This window comes from Olsenella sp. An290 (assembly GCF_002159535.1).
In the GTDB taxonomy this organism is placed as follows: Bacteria; Actinomycetota; Coriobacteriia; order Coriobacteriales; family Atopobiaceae; genus Thermophilibacter.
The window spans coordinates 15,769-33,673 of record NZ_NFIU01000003.1; the positions used below are offsets into that span (position 1 = coordinate 15,769).

The window sequence follows — 17,905 nt, forward strand, 5'->3', positions numbered from 1 at the left end:
TCCGGCGAAAGTGCCAGCTCACGGTAAAAACTCTGCTCCCAGTATATTGTTGTCCGGCCAGTTGGGTATGCTGAGAAGAACCTGTTGGACGTTCTAGGGAGTGACTATGGAGCTCGTAGGCTTCGTTCTTCTCGTCCTTGTCGTGTTCTTGATCGTGGGCCTTGTCACCGGCAACCTGTTCTACGTGGTCAAGCAGCAGCACGCCGTGATCATCGAGCGGCTGGGCAAGTTCCACCGCATCGTGGGCGCGGGCTTCCACGCCAAGATCCCCTTCGTGGACCGCAAGGCCGCCACGGTCTCCCTGCGCACGATGAAGAACGGCTTCAACATCGACGTCAAGACCGAGGACAACGTCACCATCGGCCTCGAGATCTCCGCCCAGTACCACGTGAGCTACGAGACCGGCGCCACCCCGCAGCAGTCCGGCGTCTACAAGAGCTACTACATGCTGCAGCAGCCCGTGGCGCAGATGCGCGACTTCATCACGGACGCGCTGCGCTCGTCGATCCCGGTCTACACGCTCGACGAGGTCTTTGCCAAGAAGGACGACATCGCCAAGGACGTCAACGCCACCGTGTCCGAGCAGATGGCCGCCTACGGCTTCACGCTCGTCTCCACGCTCATCACCAAGATCGCGCTGCCGGCCGAGGTCGAGGACTCGATGAACCAGATCAACGCCGCCCAGCGCACCAAGGCCGCGGCGCAGGACCTCGCCGAGGCCGACCGCATCCGCCGCGTGACCGAGGCGCAGGCTGAGGCCGAGGCCATGGAGAAGTCCGGCGAGGGCATCGCCAACCAGCGCAAGGCCATCGCGGCCGGCATCTCCGACTCGCTCGCCACCATCCAGGAGACGGGCGTCTCGGCCGCCGAGGCCAACCAGCTCTTCATGTTCACGCAGTGGACCGAGATGATGGGCGAGTTCGCCAAGGCGGGCAAGGCCTCGACGGTGGTGCTGCCGAGCGACTTCACGCAGACCGCGGGCATGTTCGAGCAGATGCTCGCCGCGGGTGCCGCCGAGCGCGACGCGAGCGTGCCGCCCGCCCGCCCGCAGCAGTAACCCCCGTGCAAAGGGGACAGTCACTTTTGCACGCACGGCTCGTCCCTTCGTGCGGCGAGGGGACGAGCCTTCGTATACAATGCGGCCTCAGAACATAAGGCGCGACGAAAGGACGCTGATGCCCACGCCCCAGGCTGTGATCTTCGACATGGACGGGACCCTCATCGACACGGAGCGCGTGAGCCAGACGGCGTGGCGCCGCGCGGCGGCCGACCTGGGGCTCGACGTCCCGGAGCGCATCTGGGACGCCTTCGTGGGCTGCAGCATCCCCACCTCGTGCGCGATGATCAACGAGGAGTTCGGCGACGAGGGCCTCACCGACCGCCTCTTTGCGCACCAGCACGAGCTCTTCTTTGCGCTCGAGGACGAGATCCTCGTTCCGCGCGAGGGCGCGCTCGACGCGCTGCGCACGCTCGCCGATGCCGGCGTCACGCTCGCGCTTGCCACGACCACGGCGCGAGAGCACGCCCAGAAGGAGATGGACCGCTTCGGCATGACGCCGTTCTTCTCTACGATGACCTTCGGTGACGAGGTCTCGCGCTCCAAGCCCGCGCCCGACATCTACCTCGAGGCCGCGCGGCGCCTCGACGCTGCGCCCGAGACCTGTGCTGCGGTGGAGGACTCGATGAACGGGGCGCGAGCCGCGCTCGCGGCGGGCATGGCGACCTATCTGGTCCCGGAGTGGGCCGAGCCCGCCCCCGATGTGGCCCTCGCGTGCGCGGCCGTGCTCGGGGGCCTGGCCGAGCTCCCCGCCGCGATCCTGGGGTAGGGGCCGTCCTTCTCGGCGGGTCCGCTCTTTCGCTTGCGCGTTCTTCCCGCTTGCGCGTTCTTCCCGCTTGCGTGCTCTTACGCTTGCGCCGGATTCCGGGGATATGTGCGTTTGTGGTGCCAGAATACCCGTATGTGTGCGCCCGCTCGCGCACATAACCCCGGAATCCGGCACCGCTCGCGCACATATCCGGCAAATCCGGCGCAGCATGAGGAGCGCCGGGCCGGAGTGCCGGTTAAGGCGCCGGGCCGGAGCGCGCGGCGAGAAGGACCCCGGCCCGCGAGTCGCTGCGAGCCGGGGCCGCGCCCGCACCCGTCCCTACAGCGCGTCCGCGCGCAGGGCCTCAACGAGGTTGAGCGCGTGCGTCTTGTGGAGGGCGTAGCCCGTGCTCGCCGCCAGCACCACGACCACCACGGCAAACGCCAGCGCCACGTGGCCCCATGGCATGTCGAGGGAGAGCGTGGAGATGGAGCTGGAAAGTGCCGTGAAGAATCCCCAGTTGACGAGCGCCGCCAGCGCCACGCCGCCCACCAGGCCCTTGCACGCGAAGTCCGCGCACTCGAGGAAGATCATGCGGCGGAACGCCCGTCGTCCCATGCCCACGGACTGCAGCGTCGCGAACTCGCGCGTGCGCAGCATGAGCCCGGAGGCGATGGTGTTGAAGACGTTGGCCACGGCGATGGCCATCGTGATCGCGATGAAGCAGTAGAGGAAGACGTTCACGGTGAAGGTCATCGCGCGGTACTCGCGAAGGGACTCGCGGAGGTTGACGACCTGCGAGGTGCCGATGTCGCCGCGTTCGGCGAGCACGTCCTGAATGCCGCTTATGACCTCCTCCTCGTCCGCGCCCTCGGCAAAGCCGGCGTAGAACTCGGTCAGGGAGAGCCAGAGCGCGTCCGTGAGGCCGGCTCCCTCGACCGCGCTCATCGGCATGACCAGCGTGACGGAAGTGGTGTCCGCGAGCTGGGCGGACCCGATCGGGAAGTCGTCGCCGAGGTCCGTGGCGTAGGCGGCCACGGGGACGCTCACGCTTCTCAGGCCAAGCTCGGAGGCCGGGGCCACGTCGACGACCCCGCCGGAGGTCTCGTCGGCACGCCTGAGCGAGTAGCGACCGTCGTCGCCCATGCCGAGCCACTCGTCGTTGGTGAGGCCCTCCGGTTTCAGGAGCACGTCGACGGAGCCGGCGGTTCCCGTGAGCGGCGAGATGGAGCCGTAGGTATCGGCGTTGGTGGCGCTCACCAGGTTGAACGCGACGCAGGAGAGGCTCGTGGGGTCCGCCTGGGCCCCGGAGAGGCCGAGCGTGTCGGCGAGGTGGCGCCAGGTGCCGTCGTTGACGAGCTCGACGACCGCCTGGCCGTAGCCCTGTCGGTCGAGCTGGAAGCCGCCGTAGCGGTTGGTGCGCTCGTTGAAGGTGTCGATGCCCCTCCAGTTGACGTCGTTCTCGCCCAGGCGGATGCTGGCCGTCGCACGTGCCACGCCGCTCACGCTGCCCTCGCGCACGCCTGCCACGCCGGCGATGTCTGAGGCAATGCCGTCCAGGTCAGAGGCCACGGGGTCCTCGGCTATGTTGCTCGAGGAGTAGTCCTGGGAGGAGAGGTGCATCATGAGGTCCGCGTTGCCGTAGTCCATGTAGCCCACGGTGCCGGTGAGGTAGTCGGAGAGCGGGCCCGCGGTGACGAGCAGCGCCACCGAGACCGCGAGCGCGGCGGCGGCGACGCGGGACTTCGACGCCGTGACCGCGAGCGTGCGGCGGGCGAGAAAGACCGGCATGCCGCCGATCCGCGCCGCCAGCCCGCGCGGGCGGCGCCCGTCCGCGGAGAAGTCGTCCATCGCGGTGCGGCGGCGTCGGAAGAGGCGCCGCAGGCGGCGGCTCGGGCGCACGTCCTGGGTCTGGCGGATGGCGTCCACGGCAGAGACGCGGCTCGCGCGCAGCGCGGGCACGAAGGCGCTGATCAGGAGCGTGACCGCGGTGAGGCCCGCGGCGACGGCCAGGTCGAGCGGTGCGACCACGAGGCCCACCGCGATGTCATCGCCCAGCATTAAGGACCAGCCCTCGGCGGTCACGGCAAAGACGGCGGCGGTCGCGGCGAGTCCGATCGCAAGGCCAAGGGGAATGCCCACGGCTCCAAGCAGCGCCGCCTCGGTGTAGACGGTGCGCCTGAGCTGGCGGCGCGAGGCGCCGAGCGAGGAGAGCAGGCCAAACTGTCGCGTGCGCTCGGAGATGGAGATCGTGAAGGCATTCCCGATGAGCGAGACCGCCGCCACCACGATCACCACCGCGAGCACGAGGGCCATCTGCGCGAGCGAGTCAAAGATCTGTCTGCTGGGGGCGAGCCCCTGGTACGTGAGCAGCGTGTTGTTCGTGCGGTACACAAAGCCGACGACCGTGAAGGCGCGCGGCGCACCAAGGTCGGAGAGCGTCTCGAGCGGGGTCGTGGTCTCGGAGGTGACGTTGCCGCTGGCGTCCGTCTCGTAGGCGTAGTCAATCTGGAGCGGGTCGCCGGAGGAGACGGGCTCCGGGTGGCCGTCGAGCCACGTGCGCCGGCCCGCGGCGAGCGTGACGGTGGAGCCGAGCTCGAGCTCGCCTTCCGAGGTGGCGCTTGTGGCAATGCCCTCGAGCTCCGTTGGGCCGTCCGTGAGCTCGACGCCCTTCAGGTAGGCGGGCAGCGCGATCTCACCGGGCTTCTCGGGCAGGCGCCCCTCCTCGACGGAGGGCGACGGCACGACCGCGTGGGCGGTGTCCCCGGCGGCGCGCGGCAGGCTCAGGTCCTCCTGCGGCAGGCTGAGCACGCCGAGGTAGGGGCCGCTGTAGACGGAGTTGTCGGTGGAGAGCGCCGCGGCGCCGAGGTCCTGGCGGGTGGCGAGTCGGTCGAGGTGGCAGCCGGCGAGCGTCTCGAGGTTGCCGATCGTGGCGTCGTCGGTGTAGTCGAAGCTCATCTGCCAGACGCCGTCGAGCGAGCGCGAGCGCTCCAGAAGCCCCGCGCGCAGGCTCGTGACGCTCGCGAGCACGGCCATGAGCAGGCCGCACGCGAGCGCCACGCCCACGATCGTGACCGTGGTCCGCACGCGGTTCGCGCGCAGCGAGCGCAGCGTGAAGCGGGTGAAGACGTTGGCGTGGAAAGGTGCCAGTCCCTTTTCCACATGTTCCGAGCGGCTCATGGCTACCTCGCCCTCGTGTCGGAGGCGACGCGGCCGTCCTCGAGCGCGATTACGCGGTCGGCCGAGAGCGCGATGTCCTCGTCGTGCGTGATTACGATCAGCGTCTGGCCGAGCTCGCGGTTGGAGCGGCGCAGGAGTGCCATGATCTCGGCGGAGTTCTTGGAGTCCAGGTTGCCCGTGGGCTCGTCGGCCAGCACCACCGCGGGCGCGTTCATGAGGGCGCGCCCGATGGCCACGCGCTGCTGCTGGCCGCCGGAGAGCTGGTTGGGCAGATGGTGCTCGCGCCCGGTGAGCCCGAGCGTGCGGATGAGGCCCGTGAGGCGGCGCTCGTTCACCGCGCGGCCGTCCATGAGCACGGGCAGGCACATGTTCTCCACCACGTCGAGCACCGGCACGAGGTTGTAGAACTGGTAGACCAGGCCCACCTCGCGACGGCGAAAGACCGCGAGCTGCTCGTCCGTGCGCTCGAAGACGTTCTCGCCGTTGAGGTAGACCGTGCCGGACGTGGGCCGGTCCACGCCGCCGATCATGTGCAGGAGCGTCGACTTGCCGGAGCCCGAGCTGCCGATGATGGCCACGAACTCGCCGGACGCCACGGTGAAGCTCACGTCGTCGAGCGCGCGCACGGCGGTGTCGCCGCTGCCGTAGGTCTTGGTGAGATGGTCTATGCGCAGAATGTCCATGCTGCCTCCTCGCTCTCGTGGACAATTCTATGGTGGGGGAGGAGGTCGGCGCGCGCGTGACGTGCACGTGACGGATTCGTCATGTTGTGATTTGGGAGCTCGTTGAAAGTCTCGCTTTGGCGCCGCGAAACGAGACTTTGTGTGAGCTGGCGATGCGCAGCTCATCAAAAGTCTCGGTTTTGCACCGGAAAGCGTGAGTTTCAGTGAGTTTCTGGACTGGGCTGCTGCCGAGAAGAGCGCGCCGCCGAGAAGAGCGCGCCGCCGAGAAGAACCGCGCCGCCGCTACACCGTGGCCTTGAAGAAGACGAGGTCGAAAACGGCGCCGCCACCCGGCGCGTTGCCGGCGCGGATGGAGCCGCCCTGCGCGGTGACGAGGCTCTTGGCGAGCGCGAGGCCGATGCCCACGCCCGTGGGGTCTACCTCGGAGCCGGTCGCGCCGGCCGCCGGGCCCGCGTCGCCGCGATAGAAGCGCTCGAAGACGTGCGGCAGGTCCTCGGCCGCGATGCCGGGCCCGGTGTCCTGCACGCGCACGCGGAAGGCCAGCGCGTCCTCCGTGACGCGCACCGTCACGCTCCCGCCGACCGGCGTGTGCTCGATGCAGTTCTTGAGCACGTTCTCCAGCGCCTCCGCCGTCCAGGCCAAATCTCCGGTGAAGCCGCAGCCGGGCTGCGCCTCAGAGCGCAGCTCCACGCCCGCGAGCTCGGCGGCCAGCTCAAGGGGCTCGGCCGCGCGTGCCACGAGCTCCCCGCCGTCCACGCGCCCGCGCGCGAAGCTCACCACGCCCGCGTCGATGCGGGCCAGCTTGAGCAGGGAGGAGACGAGCCACTCCACGCGGCCCTCCAGCCGCTCCATCGTGCGCAGCCGCTCGACCTCGCCCGGGTGCGCGCCGTCGGCCGCGAGCGCGCCCCGCGAGAGCGACGTCATGAGGGAAAGCGAGGTCAGCGGCGTCTTGAGCTGGTGCGATATGTCGGCCAGCGCATCGGCCAGCGCGTTCTTCTCGCGCTCGAGCGCCTCGTTGGCAAGGGTCAGGCGGGTGCGCATCTTGTCCAGCTCGGAGGCCAGGATCGCGAGCTCGCCCTCGCGCATGCGCTCGAAGCTCACGTCGCGCTCGCCGTGGAGCATCGCGTCCACCTGCGCCGCCAGACGCGCGATTCTCCGGTAGCGCCGCCGAGTGGCCAGGAGCATGACGCCCAGCAGCACGAGCGCCACCGCGCCTGTCACGGCCGCGGCGCGCGGCCCCGCAAGCGACCACGCCGCCGCAGACCCCACCGCGCCCACGGCGAGAAACGCCGCGGCCGCGTGCTTGACCTCCGGGTTTCTCAGCAGGTTGCCCATCCGGCGCCTCGTCGTTCTTCTCGCGCTAGCCCTGGGCGCGGTAGCCCATGCCGCGGACCGTGACGATGAGGCGCGGGTCGGTCGGGTCGTCCTCGAGTTTGTCGCGCAGGCGCTTGATGTAGACCGAGAGCGTGTTCTCCTCCACGTAGGCGCCGGCGTCGTCCCAGAGGGCGTCACGGATCATGTCGCGCGTGACGACGCGTCCGGCGTTCTTGGCAAAGAGCAGGAGGAGTCGGTACTCCAGCGCGGAGAGCGGGACCTCCTCGCCGCCCTTCACGGCGCGGGCGCGATCGAGGTCGATGGTCACGGGGCCGAGGTGCGCCACAGAGCGCTCCGGCCGCGCCCGGCGCAGGGCGGCCTGCACGCGGGCCACGAGCTCGCGCGGGCGGAACGGCTTGGCGATGTAGTCGTCCGCGCCGAGGCCCAGGCCCGTCACGGTGGAGAGCTCGTCGTCGGCCGCGGTGAGGAAGATCACCGGGACCTCGGGCGTTACGTGCTTGATGGCGTTGCAGACGGCAAAGCCGCTGCCCTCGGCGAGCGTCAGGTCCACGAGCGCGAGCGCGATGTCTGCCCCCGGAGCGCACGCGAGCTCCACGGCGCCGGCCTGCGTAGGGGAGGAGAGCACGAAAAAGCCCTCTCCGGCGAGCAGCTCGGAGAGCCCCTCAACGATCAGCGGGTCGTCCTCGGCGAGCAGGATGCGCAGCATGGTCCTCCCTTCGTCGCTTCCTGCCACGAGTATACGGGGCGCACCGGACGCGGTTCGGTGACGGTTCTGTCATCGTGGCGGGGCCGGGGCGTCATGACCCCCTCGGCCCCTGCGCCGCACTCCGTGAACGGTATGTTTCGCGGCGGTTAGCGGTCGGCAACCATGTCATGCCCACGAAGCTTAAAAGGAGCACCATGGACTGCGCTCCATCGAGTCAAAGGAGGAAACATGAACGGAATCGTCATCGTGCTCGTCGCGGCCGTGGTGCTGGTCGCCGGGTACCTGCTCTACGGCCGCTGGCTCGCGCGCACGTGGGGCATCGACGAGAAGGCCCTCACGCCTGCGCGGCGCATGGAGGACGGGAAGAACTTCTCGCCCGCGTCGTGCTTCACGGCCTTCTCGCACCAGTTCAGCTCCATCTGCGGCGCTGGCCCCGTCACGGGCACCATCGCCGCGATGATGTTCGGCTGGCTGCCGGTGCTTCTGTGGGTGCTCGTGGGCGGCATCTTCTTCGGCGCCGTGCACGACTTCGGCGCGCTCTACGCGAGCGTTAAGAACAACGGCAAGTCGCTCGCCCAGCTGATCGAGAAGTACATCGGCCGCACCGGGCGCAAGCTGTTCCTGCTCTTCAGCTGGCTCTTCACGATCATCGTGATCGCGGCCTTCGTGGACATGGTCGCGGGCACCTTCATGGCCACCTTCGGCGCTGACGGCGCCGTTGACGCGGCGAAGTCCTACGCGGGCGGCGCGGCCGGCACGATCTCGATCCTGTTCACCTTCGTGGCGATCGCGTTTGGCTGGGCGAGCCGTCGCTTCGGCCTCACCGGGTGGAAGGAGCTTGTCCTGGCCGTGGTGCTCTTCGTGCTCATGTTTGCCGTGGGCATGCAGTTCCCCGTCTACCTGGACAAGCTCGGCTGGTTCGCCGTCATCACGGTCTACCTGCTCTTTGCCGCGGCCATGCCGATCCAGACCCTCAAGCAGCCGCGCGACTACCTCACCTCCATCATGATGATCGTCATGATCGCGTGCGCCGTGGTGGGCATCGTGGTGCTCGGCCTCAACGGCCAGGCCACGATGAACGCCCCGATGATCGCCGACTCCGCCACGCTCGAGTCGCTCTCCGCGGCCGGCAAGAACATGTTCCCGCTGCTCTTCGTGTCCGTGGCGTGCGGCGCGCTCTCCGGTTTCCACAGCCTCGTCTCCACCAACACCTCCTCCAAGCAGGTGTCCAACGAGAAGGACATGGTCGTCGTGGGCTACGGTGCGATGGTCGCCGAGTCCTTCGTGGGCGTGCTGGCCATCGTGTTCGCGGCCATCATGTTCGGCTCGTTCTACACCTTCGAGGCGGGCGCCCCCACGGCCACGCCGTTCCAGATCTTCTCGCAGGGCGTGGCGAGCGGCATGACCGCGTTCGGCGTGGACGCCACGCTGGCCAAGGTGTTCATGACGATGTGCGTCTCCGCGCTCGCGCTGACCTCGGTGGACGCCGTGGCCCGCATCGGCCGCCTCTCGTTCCAGGAGTTCTTCGCCAAGACCAACGACGCCGCCGAGGAGGCCGGCGCCGACGCCACCGGCGTGGCCAAGGTCGCGTCCAACACCTGGGTCGCCACCGTGCTCACCCTGGCGCTGGGGCTTGCGCTCGCCTTCGGCGGCTACAACAACATCTGGGCGCTCTTCGGCGCGTCCAACCAGCTGCTCGGCGGCATGACCATGATCATGCTCGCGGTCTTCTGCAAGTGCACCGGCCGCAAGGGCTGGATGCTCTACGTGCCGGTGGCCTTCCTGCTGGTGAGCACGTTCACCTCGCTCGTCCAGAGCATCATCGGCTGCGTGAACGCGCTCGCGGCGAGCGGCGCGGCCGTGATTGCCACCTCCGGCCTGCAGCTCGTCTTTGCGATCCTGCTCGTGGTGCTGGGCCTCATCGTGGCCTACAACTGCCTGAAGGAGCTCTTCGGCAAGGCGGCCGGGTCGCTTCCTGACGAGGAGCCCGAGTGGTCCGAGCTCGGCCGGAAGAACTGCGGCAAGTAGGTCGTTCCGCACGACACGTGACGACGGGGCGGGGACGCTTGTCCGCGCCCCGTCGTCGCCGTTTCTGCCTGCGCGTCGCCGTATAATCCTGCGCCCGATAGTGGGGAAATGTGCGTTTGGGGTGCCGGAACAGGGGGATGTGTGCGTTTGCGCGCGCACATATCCGACCATTCCCGCACCCCTCGCGCACATATCCAGCTATTCCGGCACCCAAACGCACATATGCGGCCGATTCGGCGCAGGGGGGCGCCGCCAGGGCGAGAAGGGCGTCCGCCCGTGGCGCTACTGGATCCCGGGGACGCTCGGGATCGTGGCGAAGCCGGCCTCGAGCTCCTCGTCGGTGGGGACGTGGTCCTCCATCTCGCCGCGGTTGAACTTGTCGTAGGCCGCCATGTCAAAGTAGCCGGTGCCCGTGAGGCCAAAGAGGATCGTCTTGGCCTCGCCGGTCTCGCGGCAGCGCTCGGCCTCGCGCATCGCCACGAGGATGGCGTGCGCGCTCTCCGGCGCCGGCAGGATCGTCTCCAGCTTGGCGAACTTCTCGCCCGCCTCGAAGACGTCGGTCTGGCGCACGGCCACCGCCTCCAGGTAGCCGTCATGCTTGAGCTTGGACACGATCGGGCTCATGCCGTGGTAGCGGAGCCCTCCCGCGTGGTCGGGGCTGGGGATGAAGCCGTTGCCGAGCGTGTACATCTTGCAGAGCGGGCAGGTCTGGCCGGTGTCCGCGAAGTCGTAGGCGTAGCGGCCACGCGTGAGCGAGGGGCAGCTCGCGGGCTCCACGGCGACGAAGCGCGTGTCGGGGCGCTCGCCGCGGAGCTTGTCGCGCATGAAGGGCGCGATGAGGCCGCCAAGGTTGGAGCCGCCGCCCGCGCAGCCAATAACGACGTCGGGGTACTCGCCGAGCTCGGCGAGCGCCTCGTAGCTCTCGAGGCCGATGATGCTCTGGTGAAGCATCACCTGGTTGAGGACGCTGCCCAGCTGGTAGCGCCCGCGGTTCTCCGGCACGTGGAGCGCCCGCTCCACGGCCTCCGAGATGGCGGTGCCGAGAGACCCTGTGGAGTCGGGGTGCTCGGCCAGGATGCGCCGGCCGACCTCGGTCGTGGCGCTCGGCGAGGGCGTCACCGAGGCGCCGAAGGTCTCCATGATGTTGCGGCGGAACGGCTTCTGCTCGTAGGAGCACTTGACCATGAAGACGTCGAGGTCAAGCCCGTAGTGCGCCGCGGCCTCGGCGAGGGCCGTGCCCCACTGGCCGGCGCCCGTCTCGGTGGTGATGGTGGAGAGCCCCTGCGCCGCGGCGTAGTAGGCCTGCGCGAGCGCGGAGTTGAGCTTGTGCGAGCCGCTCGTGTTGTTGCCCTCGAACTTGTAGTAGATGTGCGCGGGGGTGCCCAGCGCGCGCTCCAGGTTGTAGGCGCGGCAGAGGGGGCTCGGCCGGTAGACCTTGTACATCTCCAGCACGGGCGCCGGGATCTCGAAGTAGCGGGTGTCGTCGTCGAGCTCCTGGTCTATCAGGGCGTCCGCAAAGACGGGGGCGAGGTCGGCGTGCGTGGCCACGGCCCCGTTGGGCAGGCGCATGGGCTCGGGCTTCTCGGGCATGTCGGCGCGCAGGTTGTACCAGGCCGTGGGAATCTGCTGCTCGCTCAGGTAGGTGCGGTAGGGTGCGGAGGTGCCGGCCATGTCGTGCTCCTTTCTTTGGGTGGGTCGCGCACGAAAAAAGGGCCCCCGGAGCTGAGTCCGAGGGCCCTATATGTATGCGCGAGTGGCCTCGTCAGTCCGAGAGGGGAGTCGTCCTTGTCCACCACCACGCGCCAGCGCCAGCGAGCTGCTGGGCGCCAAGAAGAGCGATGTGCGCGGAACGGGACATTGACGTCCTTCCTTTCGGAGACGATTGAGGGCAGCTTACCCGGCGCTTGTTTCGTGCGCATTACCGGTTGGGAACGAGTTGGCTGCCGCGACCTCGCGCGCGGGGCGGCGCAGCAGGGCCCGGGCGGTGCGCTCGGCGGGGTACGCGCGGGCGAGAAGAACGTGGAACCGCTCGTTGTGGCTGGGCTCAAGGAGGTGGGTGAGCTCGTGGGCCACAACATAGTCAAGGCAGGTGGGCGGGTAGGCGGCAAGCCGCACGTTGATGCGGATGCGCCCCGTCCCGGGCGTGGCCGACCCCCAGCGCGAGGACATCGCGCGCAGCTGCCAGCCGGACGCGCGGGCGCCCGTCGCCTCCTCCATGCGACGCGTAACCTCGGGCAGGCGCCGCTCGAGCTCGGCGCGGTAGAGCTCGTCTGCCGTCATGCCCGCGGGCGGCGCGACGAGCTCGCCCCAGAGGGGGAGGAGGCCGTCTCTGGCCGCGACCTCGGCCTCGGCAGCGCGCGCCTCCTGCCGCGCGACGTGCCTGCGCAGCCAGTCGGCGTGCCCGTCCAGGAAGCGCTGCGCCTCGGCGAGCGTGGCGCGCTGGGGGATGGAGAGGTGAGCGGTGCCGTCCGGGCGCACGCGCAGGTTGAGCCGCCGCACGCGCCGGCGCTCTACCTCCACGGCCACGCCGCCCGGCCCGCCGGCAAGAAGGGTCCTTTTCATGCGGGCATTGTAGCCCAAGGCGGGGCGCCGGCCCGTCGCCGGCGCGGGCAACCTTGCGAAACCGTTAGGGGCGCATAAGCCCGGGCCATGGCACGCCGTCCGGGCGAGAAGGACGATCGTGGGGTCCCACATGCCGTCCGGAAGGAGCCGCCCATGCCCGCCGTCGTGCGCATCGCGCTCGGGAACGTCTCCCGCAGCGTCCGCGACTACTCGGTCTACTTTGCCACGCTCGCCTTTGCGACGTGCCTCATGTACTCGTTCAACGCCTCGGGGGACTACCTGCTCGCGATGCCGCTCAACGCGGGCCAGCTCGAGGTCATCCACAAGGCGCGCGAGGTCACGGGCGCCTTCTCGGTCTTCGTGGTGCTCGTCTTCGCCGTGCTCGTGGCCTACGCGAGCCGCTTCATCGTGCGCCGGCGCTCCCGGGAGTTCGCGACGTACGGCCTGCTCGGGATGCGCGCCCCCTCGCTCGCGGCGATCCTCGCGGCGGAGGGCGCGCTCGTCGGCGCGGCGGCGCTCGCGGCGGGGCTCGCGCTCGGGGCCGCCATCTCGCCGGCCTTCGGCGCCGTCGCGGCGTTCGTCTTCGGCGTGCCCTGGCGGCTCGCGTGGTCGGTCTCGCCCGCGGCGGCGCTCGATGCGTGCGCGTGGTTCGCCGGGATCGAGGGGCTCGCGATTGTGCTCTCCGTCGTGGACGTGCTGCGCCGACCGCTCGTGGAGCTCCTCGGGCGGGACCGAGCGTCCGAGCGGCTCGCCCTTTCCGGGCATCGCGGGGTGACGCGCGCGCAGGCGGTGCTCGCCGTGGTCCTTCTCGCCGTGGTGTGGGGGTCGTGCGTGGTCATGCCGGGGCTCTTCGTGCTCGCCATCCTGCCGATGGGCTGGGCCGCCTACGTGGCGACCTCGCTCGTCTTCCGCCTGGTGGCGACCGCCGTGCCCGCCTGCGCGCGCCGGCGTCCACGCTACTGGGAGGGCCTGCGCGCCTTTGCGCTGCGGCAGGTCGAGGGCCGCGTGTCCACGGGCTGCCAGGCGCTCTCGTGCACCTGCGTGCTCATCGCGTGCGCGGTCTGCATGGTCTGCGCGGGGCTCGTGTTCTCCGTCGGGCAGCGCGCCGCCGGGCTCGCGGACCCGGCCGCCTTGGCCGAGGCCTCGCTTGCGCCGATCGGCTACGTGGGGATCTTCTACGGCGAGTCGTTCCTCGTGGCCGCCGCGGCGGTGCTCGCGCTCCAGCAGGTGAGCCAGGCCGCGGACGGCAGGCGCGCCTACGCCACGCTCGCTGCGCTCGGGGCCGACGCGCGCGAGATGCGCGCCGCGGTGCGGGCGCAGGTGGGCGCGGCCTTCGCGCTGCCCGCCGCGCTCGCCGTGGCGCACGACGCCTTCGGCCTCATGCTGGTGCGCCAGCTCGCGCGCGCCGTGCCGGACGGGACGTTCGCTATCATCGCGGCCTGCTCGGTCGCGGGCACGCTCGTCCTTCTCGCCCTGTACTACCTGCTCTGCGTTCGCGAGTGCCGGCGCGTGCTGCTGGGGGCGGGCATGCCGGCGGGGGAGTAGGCGTGGCCGCCCCTACGCACGGCGCAGGCGCACCGCCGTGCCGGAGCAGCAGGTCATGATCATGCCCTCGAAGGTCTCGTAGCCGATTGAGGCGCCCACGACGGCGTCGGCGCCGAGCGCGGCGGCGCGCTCCTGCATCTCCTCGAGGACCTCGGCGCGCGCGGCCTGGAGCTCCTCCTCGTAGCCGGCCGAGCGGCCGCCGAAGATGTTGCGGACGCTCGCGCCGATGTCGCGGAACATGTTGATGCCGCTCACCGCCTCGCCGGTGACGATGCCGAGGTACTCGGCGATCTCGTGGCCCTCCACGGAGTTGGTGGTCGTGACGATCATCTCTTCCTCCTTCCTGCGTGCAAAGGTGACAGTCACTTTTGCACGCACCATGCGACAAGCGTGATAGTGAGGGTGCCGCCCTCGACGCGGGCCGAGAGGTCCATGCCCTGGGCGGCGGCGAGCTCGGCGGCGACGGCCAGGCCAAGGCCCGAGCCGGCCGTGGCGCGCGAGGCGTCGCCCTGGTAGAAGCGCTCGAAGAGCCGGTCGGCGTCGATCGCGGCGGGGTCGGCCACGGGGTTGGCAAAGTCCACGGCCACGCGGTCCCTCTCGGCCGGGCGGACCGTCACCGTGAGCGGGCCGGACCCGTGGCGCAGCGCGTTGACCACGAGGTTCTCCGCGATGCGCGCGAGGGCCTCGGCGTCCGCCGTCACGGTGACGTCCTCGCAGGCGAGCGCCGGCTCCCAGCCGCGCCCCTCGAACTCGGGGTAATGGCCGAGAAGGACCTGCTCAAGCAAGGGGCGGAGCGCCACGGGCGCCAGCTCGAGCGGGGTGTCCGGGTCGGCGGCGCGGGCGTAGGAGAAGAGCTCGTCGAGCAGCCCGGACATGGCCGCCAGGCGCGCGTCCGCGGCCGCGAGCTGGGCGTCCTTGCGCGCCGGGTCCGCCTCCTCGCGCGCGAGCTGCAGGTAGCCGCGGGCGCCCGTAAGCGGCGTGCGCACGTCGTGGCTGAGCGCGGAGAGCCCGCGGGAGAACTCGTCGGCGTCGCGCAGGGCCTCCACGCGCTCGGCGTCCGCGGCGTCGAGCTCGGCGTTGGCGGCGTCCACGAGCCCCACCATGCCCGGCAGGCGGCTGCCGCACGTGAGGCGCGCGTTGCTCGCGCGGTCGCGGTCGGCGAGGAAGCGCGCCTGGCGGCCGAGCTCGGTGGCGTAGCAGCCAGCGGCAAGAGCGGCCCCGAGCCCGAGGCCCAGCGCGAGAATCGCCGCGAGCATGATCGCATCCGTCATGTGAAACCTCTCCAAGACGCCGGCCCACCACTCCATCCTAGAGCTTGCGAGCAGCCAGTCCACGAGCGACTCCAGCCAGCGGTAGAGCCGCTCGAGGAGCGCGTCGCCCATCACGCGAGGTCACGCCTCGTGCCCGCGAGGGTGCCGACCGCGCCGCACGCAAGGCAGAGCGGGACGCAGACCACGAGCGCGCGGACGGCCGGGACCACGCCCGTGGCGTCCACGGCGAGCATGCCCGCGGCGCCGTTGCCCACGGCGGCGGTGGTGACGTAGGGCATCCACGCGATGGCCGCCTCGAGCGCAGGCTCCCAGTCCTGGCCAAAGGCCTTGCCCACAAAGAGCAGGAAGGTGAGAAATCCCTGCTCAAAGGCAGCCATGAGCAGCAGGAACGCAACGATCACGGCAATCGCCTGGACGCGCGTGAGCTGCCCCACGAGCAGGACGACGAGCGCATAGGCGCACGCGTGAAGCCAGCCCTCGAGCGCCCACGCTACGACCTGCCAGAGCGGCTCGACGTTTTCCACGGGACGCATGGTCACAAGGACCCCGAGGCCGCTGAACGCCAGGTAGGCAAGCAGGACAAAGCCCGTGACAATGACGACGAGCAGGTACTTCTCGGCAAAGTAGGCGACGCGGCCGCGCAGCGACGACAGGAGCGTACGGTTATAGCCGGCGTCGGAGTCCTCGCACGAGAGGTACGCGGCCACGTACACGGCGACCATCTGGACAAGCGCGATGCTCGAGCCGCGCCCGGCGAGGCGCAGCGCCCCGTCGCGCCCGGTGAGGCCGTCGTAGACGATGCCCGGCTCGAGCGGCCACCAGAGCGTGGACACGGCCGTGCCCAGGGTCAGGAGCGCCACGATTACGAGCACGAACCACGGCCAGTGCGCACGCGCCATGCGGTAGAGGTCGGAGCGGAGCAGGGCGATCATGCGACATCCCTCCTTGAGGCGAGCAGCGCGTCGGCAGCGGTGGCCGCGACGGCAAGCGGCAGACAGACGACGAGCGCGCGGATGGCAGGCGCGAGGCTCGCGGCGTTCTCCGCGGAAAACGTCGCGGCCGCCCCGTCGCCCACCGCGGCGGCAATCTCTGCGGGCAGCCACGGGCCCACGGACGCGCTCAGGGCGAGAAACTCTCCCCCGGCGAGCACGCACAGGAGGTCGAGCCCGACGAGCAGGCCGGCCTCGAGCAGCCCGGCCGCCGCGAGCGCAGCAAAGCCCATGGTCACGCCCTCGGCGCGGGTGAGGTGGGCCACGAGCACCGTGAGCACGACGTAGGGGGCGCTCACGAGCCAGGTGCAGCCGAGCCATGCGGCCACCTGCCACGCGGGCTCGACCGTCAGCACGGGCACGCCGGAGACGGCCCAGCCGAGAAGGCCCAGCGCGAACGCAAAGAGAATCGTCACGGCCGCAAGGAGCAGCGAGAACACGCACTTCTCGGCAAACCAGACCCTGCGGGCCCGCGTGCCGAGGGACGAGAGGATCGAGCGGCCAAAGCCGAGGTCCGTGCGGTCGCAGCACACGATCGCCGCCATGACGGCCGTTATGACCTCGATGCCCCCGAGGCTGAGCGCCGAGCCGGTGAGGGTGTCAAAGGTCACGGGACCCATGTTCGTCCAGCGCATGAGGAGCGCGGGCGCAAAGGTGAGAACGGCCACCGCCGCGGCAAGCGCCCAGACCCAGCGCCCGTGCAGGACGCGGTGGGCGTCGGAGCGGAGCAGGGCGATCATCGCTCGCCACCGTCCTTCTTGCCGTGCAAAGGTGCCTGTCCCCTTTGCACGCCCATGAGCTCGACGAAGTACTCCTCGATGTCGCGCTCCTGCTGGGAGAGCTCGCGGACCTCGATGCCGGCCTGGAAGCACGCGGCGCTGAGCTCCTCGAGCGCGACGCCCGCGACCACGAGCGCGCCGTCGGGCTCCGCGCGGAAGGTCGCCTGCGGGAGCGCCTGCTCGAGCAGGGCGAGCCCGCGCTCCGGGGACGCCAGGCGCACGCGCACGGAGCTGCCGCAGCGCTCGTGGAGCTCCGCGTCGGTGAACTCGGCCGTGAGCCTCCCGTCCGAGATGACGCCGAAGCGGGTGGCCACGCGGTCGAGCTGGTCCAGAACGTGGGAGGAGATCATGATCGTGACGCCGCGCTCGTGGTTGAGGCGCACGAGCGCGAGGCGCATGGCGCGCGTGGCCTCGGGGTCGAGGCCGTTGAAGGGCTCGTCCAGGAGCAGCAGGTCGGGCGCGCCCACGAGCGCGAGCGCGAGCCCCAGGCGCTGCCTCATGCCGAGCGAGTAGGCCTTCACGCGGCGGCGGTCGCGCGGGTCCAGGCCCACGAGCGCGAGGAGGTCGTCCGCCACGTCACCCGCGTGCGTCATGCCGAGCGCGAGCGCCTTGGCGACGAGGTTGTCCCGCGCGGTGAGGCTGGCGAGCACGCCGGGGCTCTCGATGAGCGCGCCGATGCGCGAGAAGCCCTGCGGCGTGGCGCCACCGTTCTCGGGGTCGCCGAAGAGGACGACCTCGCCGGAGGTGGGGCGCGCCAGGCCGCAGACCATCTTCATCGTGGTGGACTTGCCGGAGCCGTTCTTGCCCACGAAGCCGTAGATGTCGCCGGCGGCGACGGTCATGTCCAGGCTGTCCACGGCCAGCTTGCGGCGGTAGCGCTTGGTGAGGCCGTGCGTCTCGATGACGTTCACGCTGAGCTCCTTTCCTGAGGTTGGCTCCAGTCTGGCAGGTGACCCTTCAGAAACCGTGAGCCAACTCTTAAGAAAGTTTGAGGATGGGGGGCGCCTCCGCCGGCAGTGCCG

15 protein-coding genes are annotated in these 17,905 nt (G+C 70.2%); 4 read left to right on the forward strand and 11 right to left on the reverse strand.

Annotation, left to right across the window (positions count from 1 at the left end):
• Nucleotides 1-106: 106 nt before the first annotated feature.
• Both B5F84_RS02860 and B5F84_RS02865 read left to right on the forward strand, forming a co-directional pair.
• A complete protein-coding gene (locus tag B5F84_RS02860; protein WP_087320535.1) occupies nt 107-1,057 on the forward strand; it encodes an SPFH domain-containing protein in 951 nt (316 codons plus the stop codon).
• A 118-nt stretch (nt 1,058-1,175) separates the two neighbouring features.
• Entirely contained in the window at nt 1,176-1,826 is a 651-nt protein-coding gene (locus tag B5F84_RS02865) for an HAD family phosphatase (RefSeq protein ID WP_087320538.1), read from the forward strand.
• 318 nt (nt 1,827-2,144) lie between these two features.
• On the opposite strand, the gene B5F84_RS02870 is transcribed toward B5F84_RS02865, so the two are convergent.
• The 4 genes from B5F84_RS02870 to B5F84_RS02885 all read right to left on the reverse strand — a co-directional run bounded on the left by B5F84_RS02870 (nt 2,145) and on the right by B5F84_RS02885 (nt 7,709).
• Nucleotides 2,145-4,967, reverse strand: a complete 2,823-nt coding sequence (locus tag B5F84_RS02870; RefSeq protein ID WP_143786036.1) for an ABC transporter permease — start codon at nt 4,965-4,967, stop codon at nt 2,145-2,147.
• Nucleotides 4,968-4,987: 20 nt separating this feature from the next.
• A complete protein-coding gene (locus B5F84_RS02875; RefSeq protein ID WP_087320544.1) occupies nt 4,988-5,668 on the reverse strand; it encodes an ABC transporter ATP-binding protein in 681 nt (226 codons plus the stop codon).
• A gap of 282 nt (nt 5,669-5,950) precedes the next feature.
• Complete coding sequence (locus B5F84_RS02880; protein WP_087320547.1) at nt 5,951-7,003, reverse strand: HAMP domain-containing sensor histidine kinase; 1,053 nt, start codon at nt 7,001-7,003, stop codon at nt 5,951-5,953.
• Between the two features lie 25 nt (nt 7,004-7,028).
• Nucleotides 7,029-7,709 carry a response regulator transcription factor gene (locus tag B5F84_RS02885; RefSeq protein ID WP_087320549.1) on the reverse strand — a complete coding sequence of 227 codons (681 nt, stop codon included), beginning with the start codon at nt 7,707-7,709 and terminating at the stop codon, nt 7,029-7,031.
• 228 nt (nt 7,710-7,937) lie between these two features.
• Between B5F84_RS02885 and B5F84_RS02890 the strand changes: the two genes are divergently transcribed.
• On the forward strand, nt 7,938-9,737 hold the full coding sequence (locus B5F84_RS02890; RefSeq protein ID WP_087320552.1) for a carbon starvation CstA family protein: 1,800 nt from the start codon (nt 7,938-7,940) through the stop codon (nt 9,735-9,737).
• Nucleotides 9,738-10,019: 282 nt separating this feature from the next.
• Here B5F84_RS02890 and B5F84_RS02895 read toward each other — a convergent pair whose 3' ends face one another.
• Both B5F84_RS02895 and B5F84_RS02900 read right to left on the reverse strand, forming a co-directional pair.
• Nucleotides 10,020-11,408: a TrpB-like pyridoxal phosphate-dependent enzyme gene (locus tag B5F84_RS02895; protein WP_087320556.1), complete on the reverse strand. Its 1,389-nt coding sequence runs from the start codon at nt 11,406-11,408 to the stop codon at nt 10,020-10,022.
• A 222-nt stretch (nt 11,409-11,630) separates the two neighbouring features.
• Nucleotides 11,631-12,299 (reverse strand): YgjP-like metallopeptidase domain-containing protein, encoded by a 669-nt coding sequence (locus B5F84_RS02900; RefSeq protein ID WP_087320558.1) that lies wholly within the window; start codon nt 12,297-12,299, stop codon nt 11,631-11,633.
• Nucleotides 12,300-12,452: 153 nt separating this feature from the next.
• Between B5F84_RS02900 and B5F84_RS02905 the strand changes: the two genes are divergently transcribed.
• Nucleotides 12,453-13,844: an FtsX-like permease family protein gene (locus tag B5F84_RS02905; RefSeq protein ID WP_087320561.1), complete on the forward strand. Its 1,392-nt coding sequence runs from the start codon at nt 12,453-12,455 to the stop codon at nt 13,842-13,844.
• 12 nt (nt 13,845-13,856) lie between these two features.
• Here B5F84_RS02905 and B5F84_RS02910 read toward each other — a convergent pair whose 3' ends face one another.
• The 5 genes from B5F84_RS02910 to B5F84_RS02930 are packed head-to-tail and all read right to left on the reverse strand — an operon-like array spanning nt 13,857 to nt 17,794.
• On the reverse strand, nt 13,857-14,174 hold the full coding sequence (locus B5F84_RS02910; protein WP_087320564.1) for a YbjQ family protein: 318 nt from the start codon (nt 14,172-14,174) through the stop codon (nt 13,857-13,859).
• 32 nt (nt 14,175-14,206) lie between these two features.
• Entirely contained in the window at nt 14,207-15,226 is a 1,020-nt protein-coding gene (locus B5F84_RS02915; protein WP_239378211.1) for a HAMP domain-containing sensor histidine kinase, read from the reverse strand.
• Nucleotides 15,226-16,047 (reverse strand): hypothetical protein, encoded by an 822-nt coding sequence (locus B5F84_RS02920; protein WP_087320567.1) that lies wholly within the window; start codon nt 16,045-16,047, stop codon nt 15,226-15,228. The genes B5F84_RS02915 and B5F84_RS02920 overlap by 1 nt, the downstream gene beginning before the upstream one ends.
• Entirely contained in the window at nt 16,044-16,844 is an 801-nt protein-coding gene (locus B5F84_RS02925; protein WP_087320570.1) for a hypothetical protein, read from the reverse strand. Before B5F84_RS02925 ends, B5F84_RS02920 begins: the two co-directional genes overlap by 4 nt.
• Nucleotides 16,841-17,794: an ABC transporter ATP-binding protein gene (locus B5F84_RS02930; RefSeq protein ID WP_087320572.1), complete on the reverse strand. Its 954-nt coding sequence runs from the start codon at nt 17,792-17,794 to the stop codon at nt 16,841-16,843. Before B5F84_RS02930 ends, B5F84_RS02925 begins: the two co-directional genes overlap by 4 nt.
• Between the last annotated feature and the right edge of the window lie 111 nt (nt 17,795-17,905).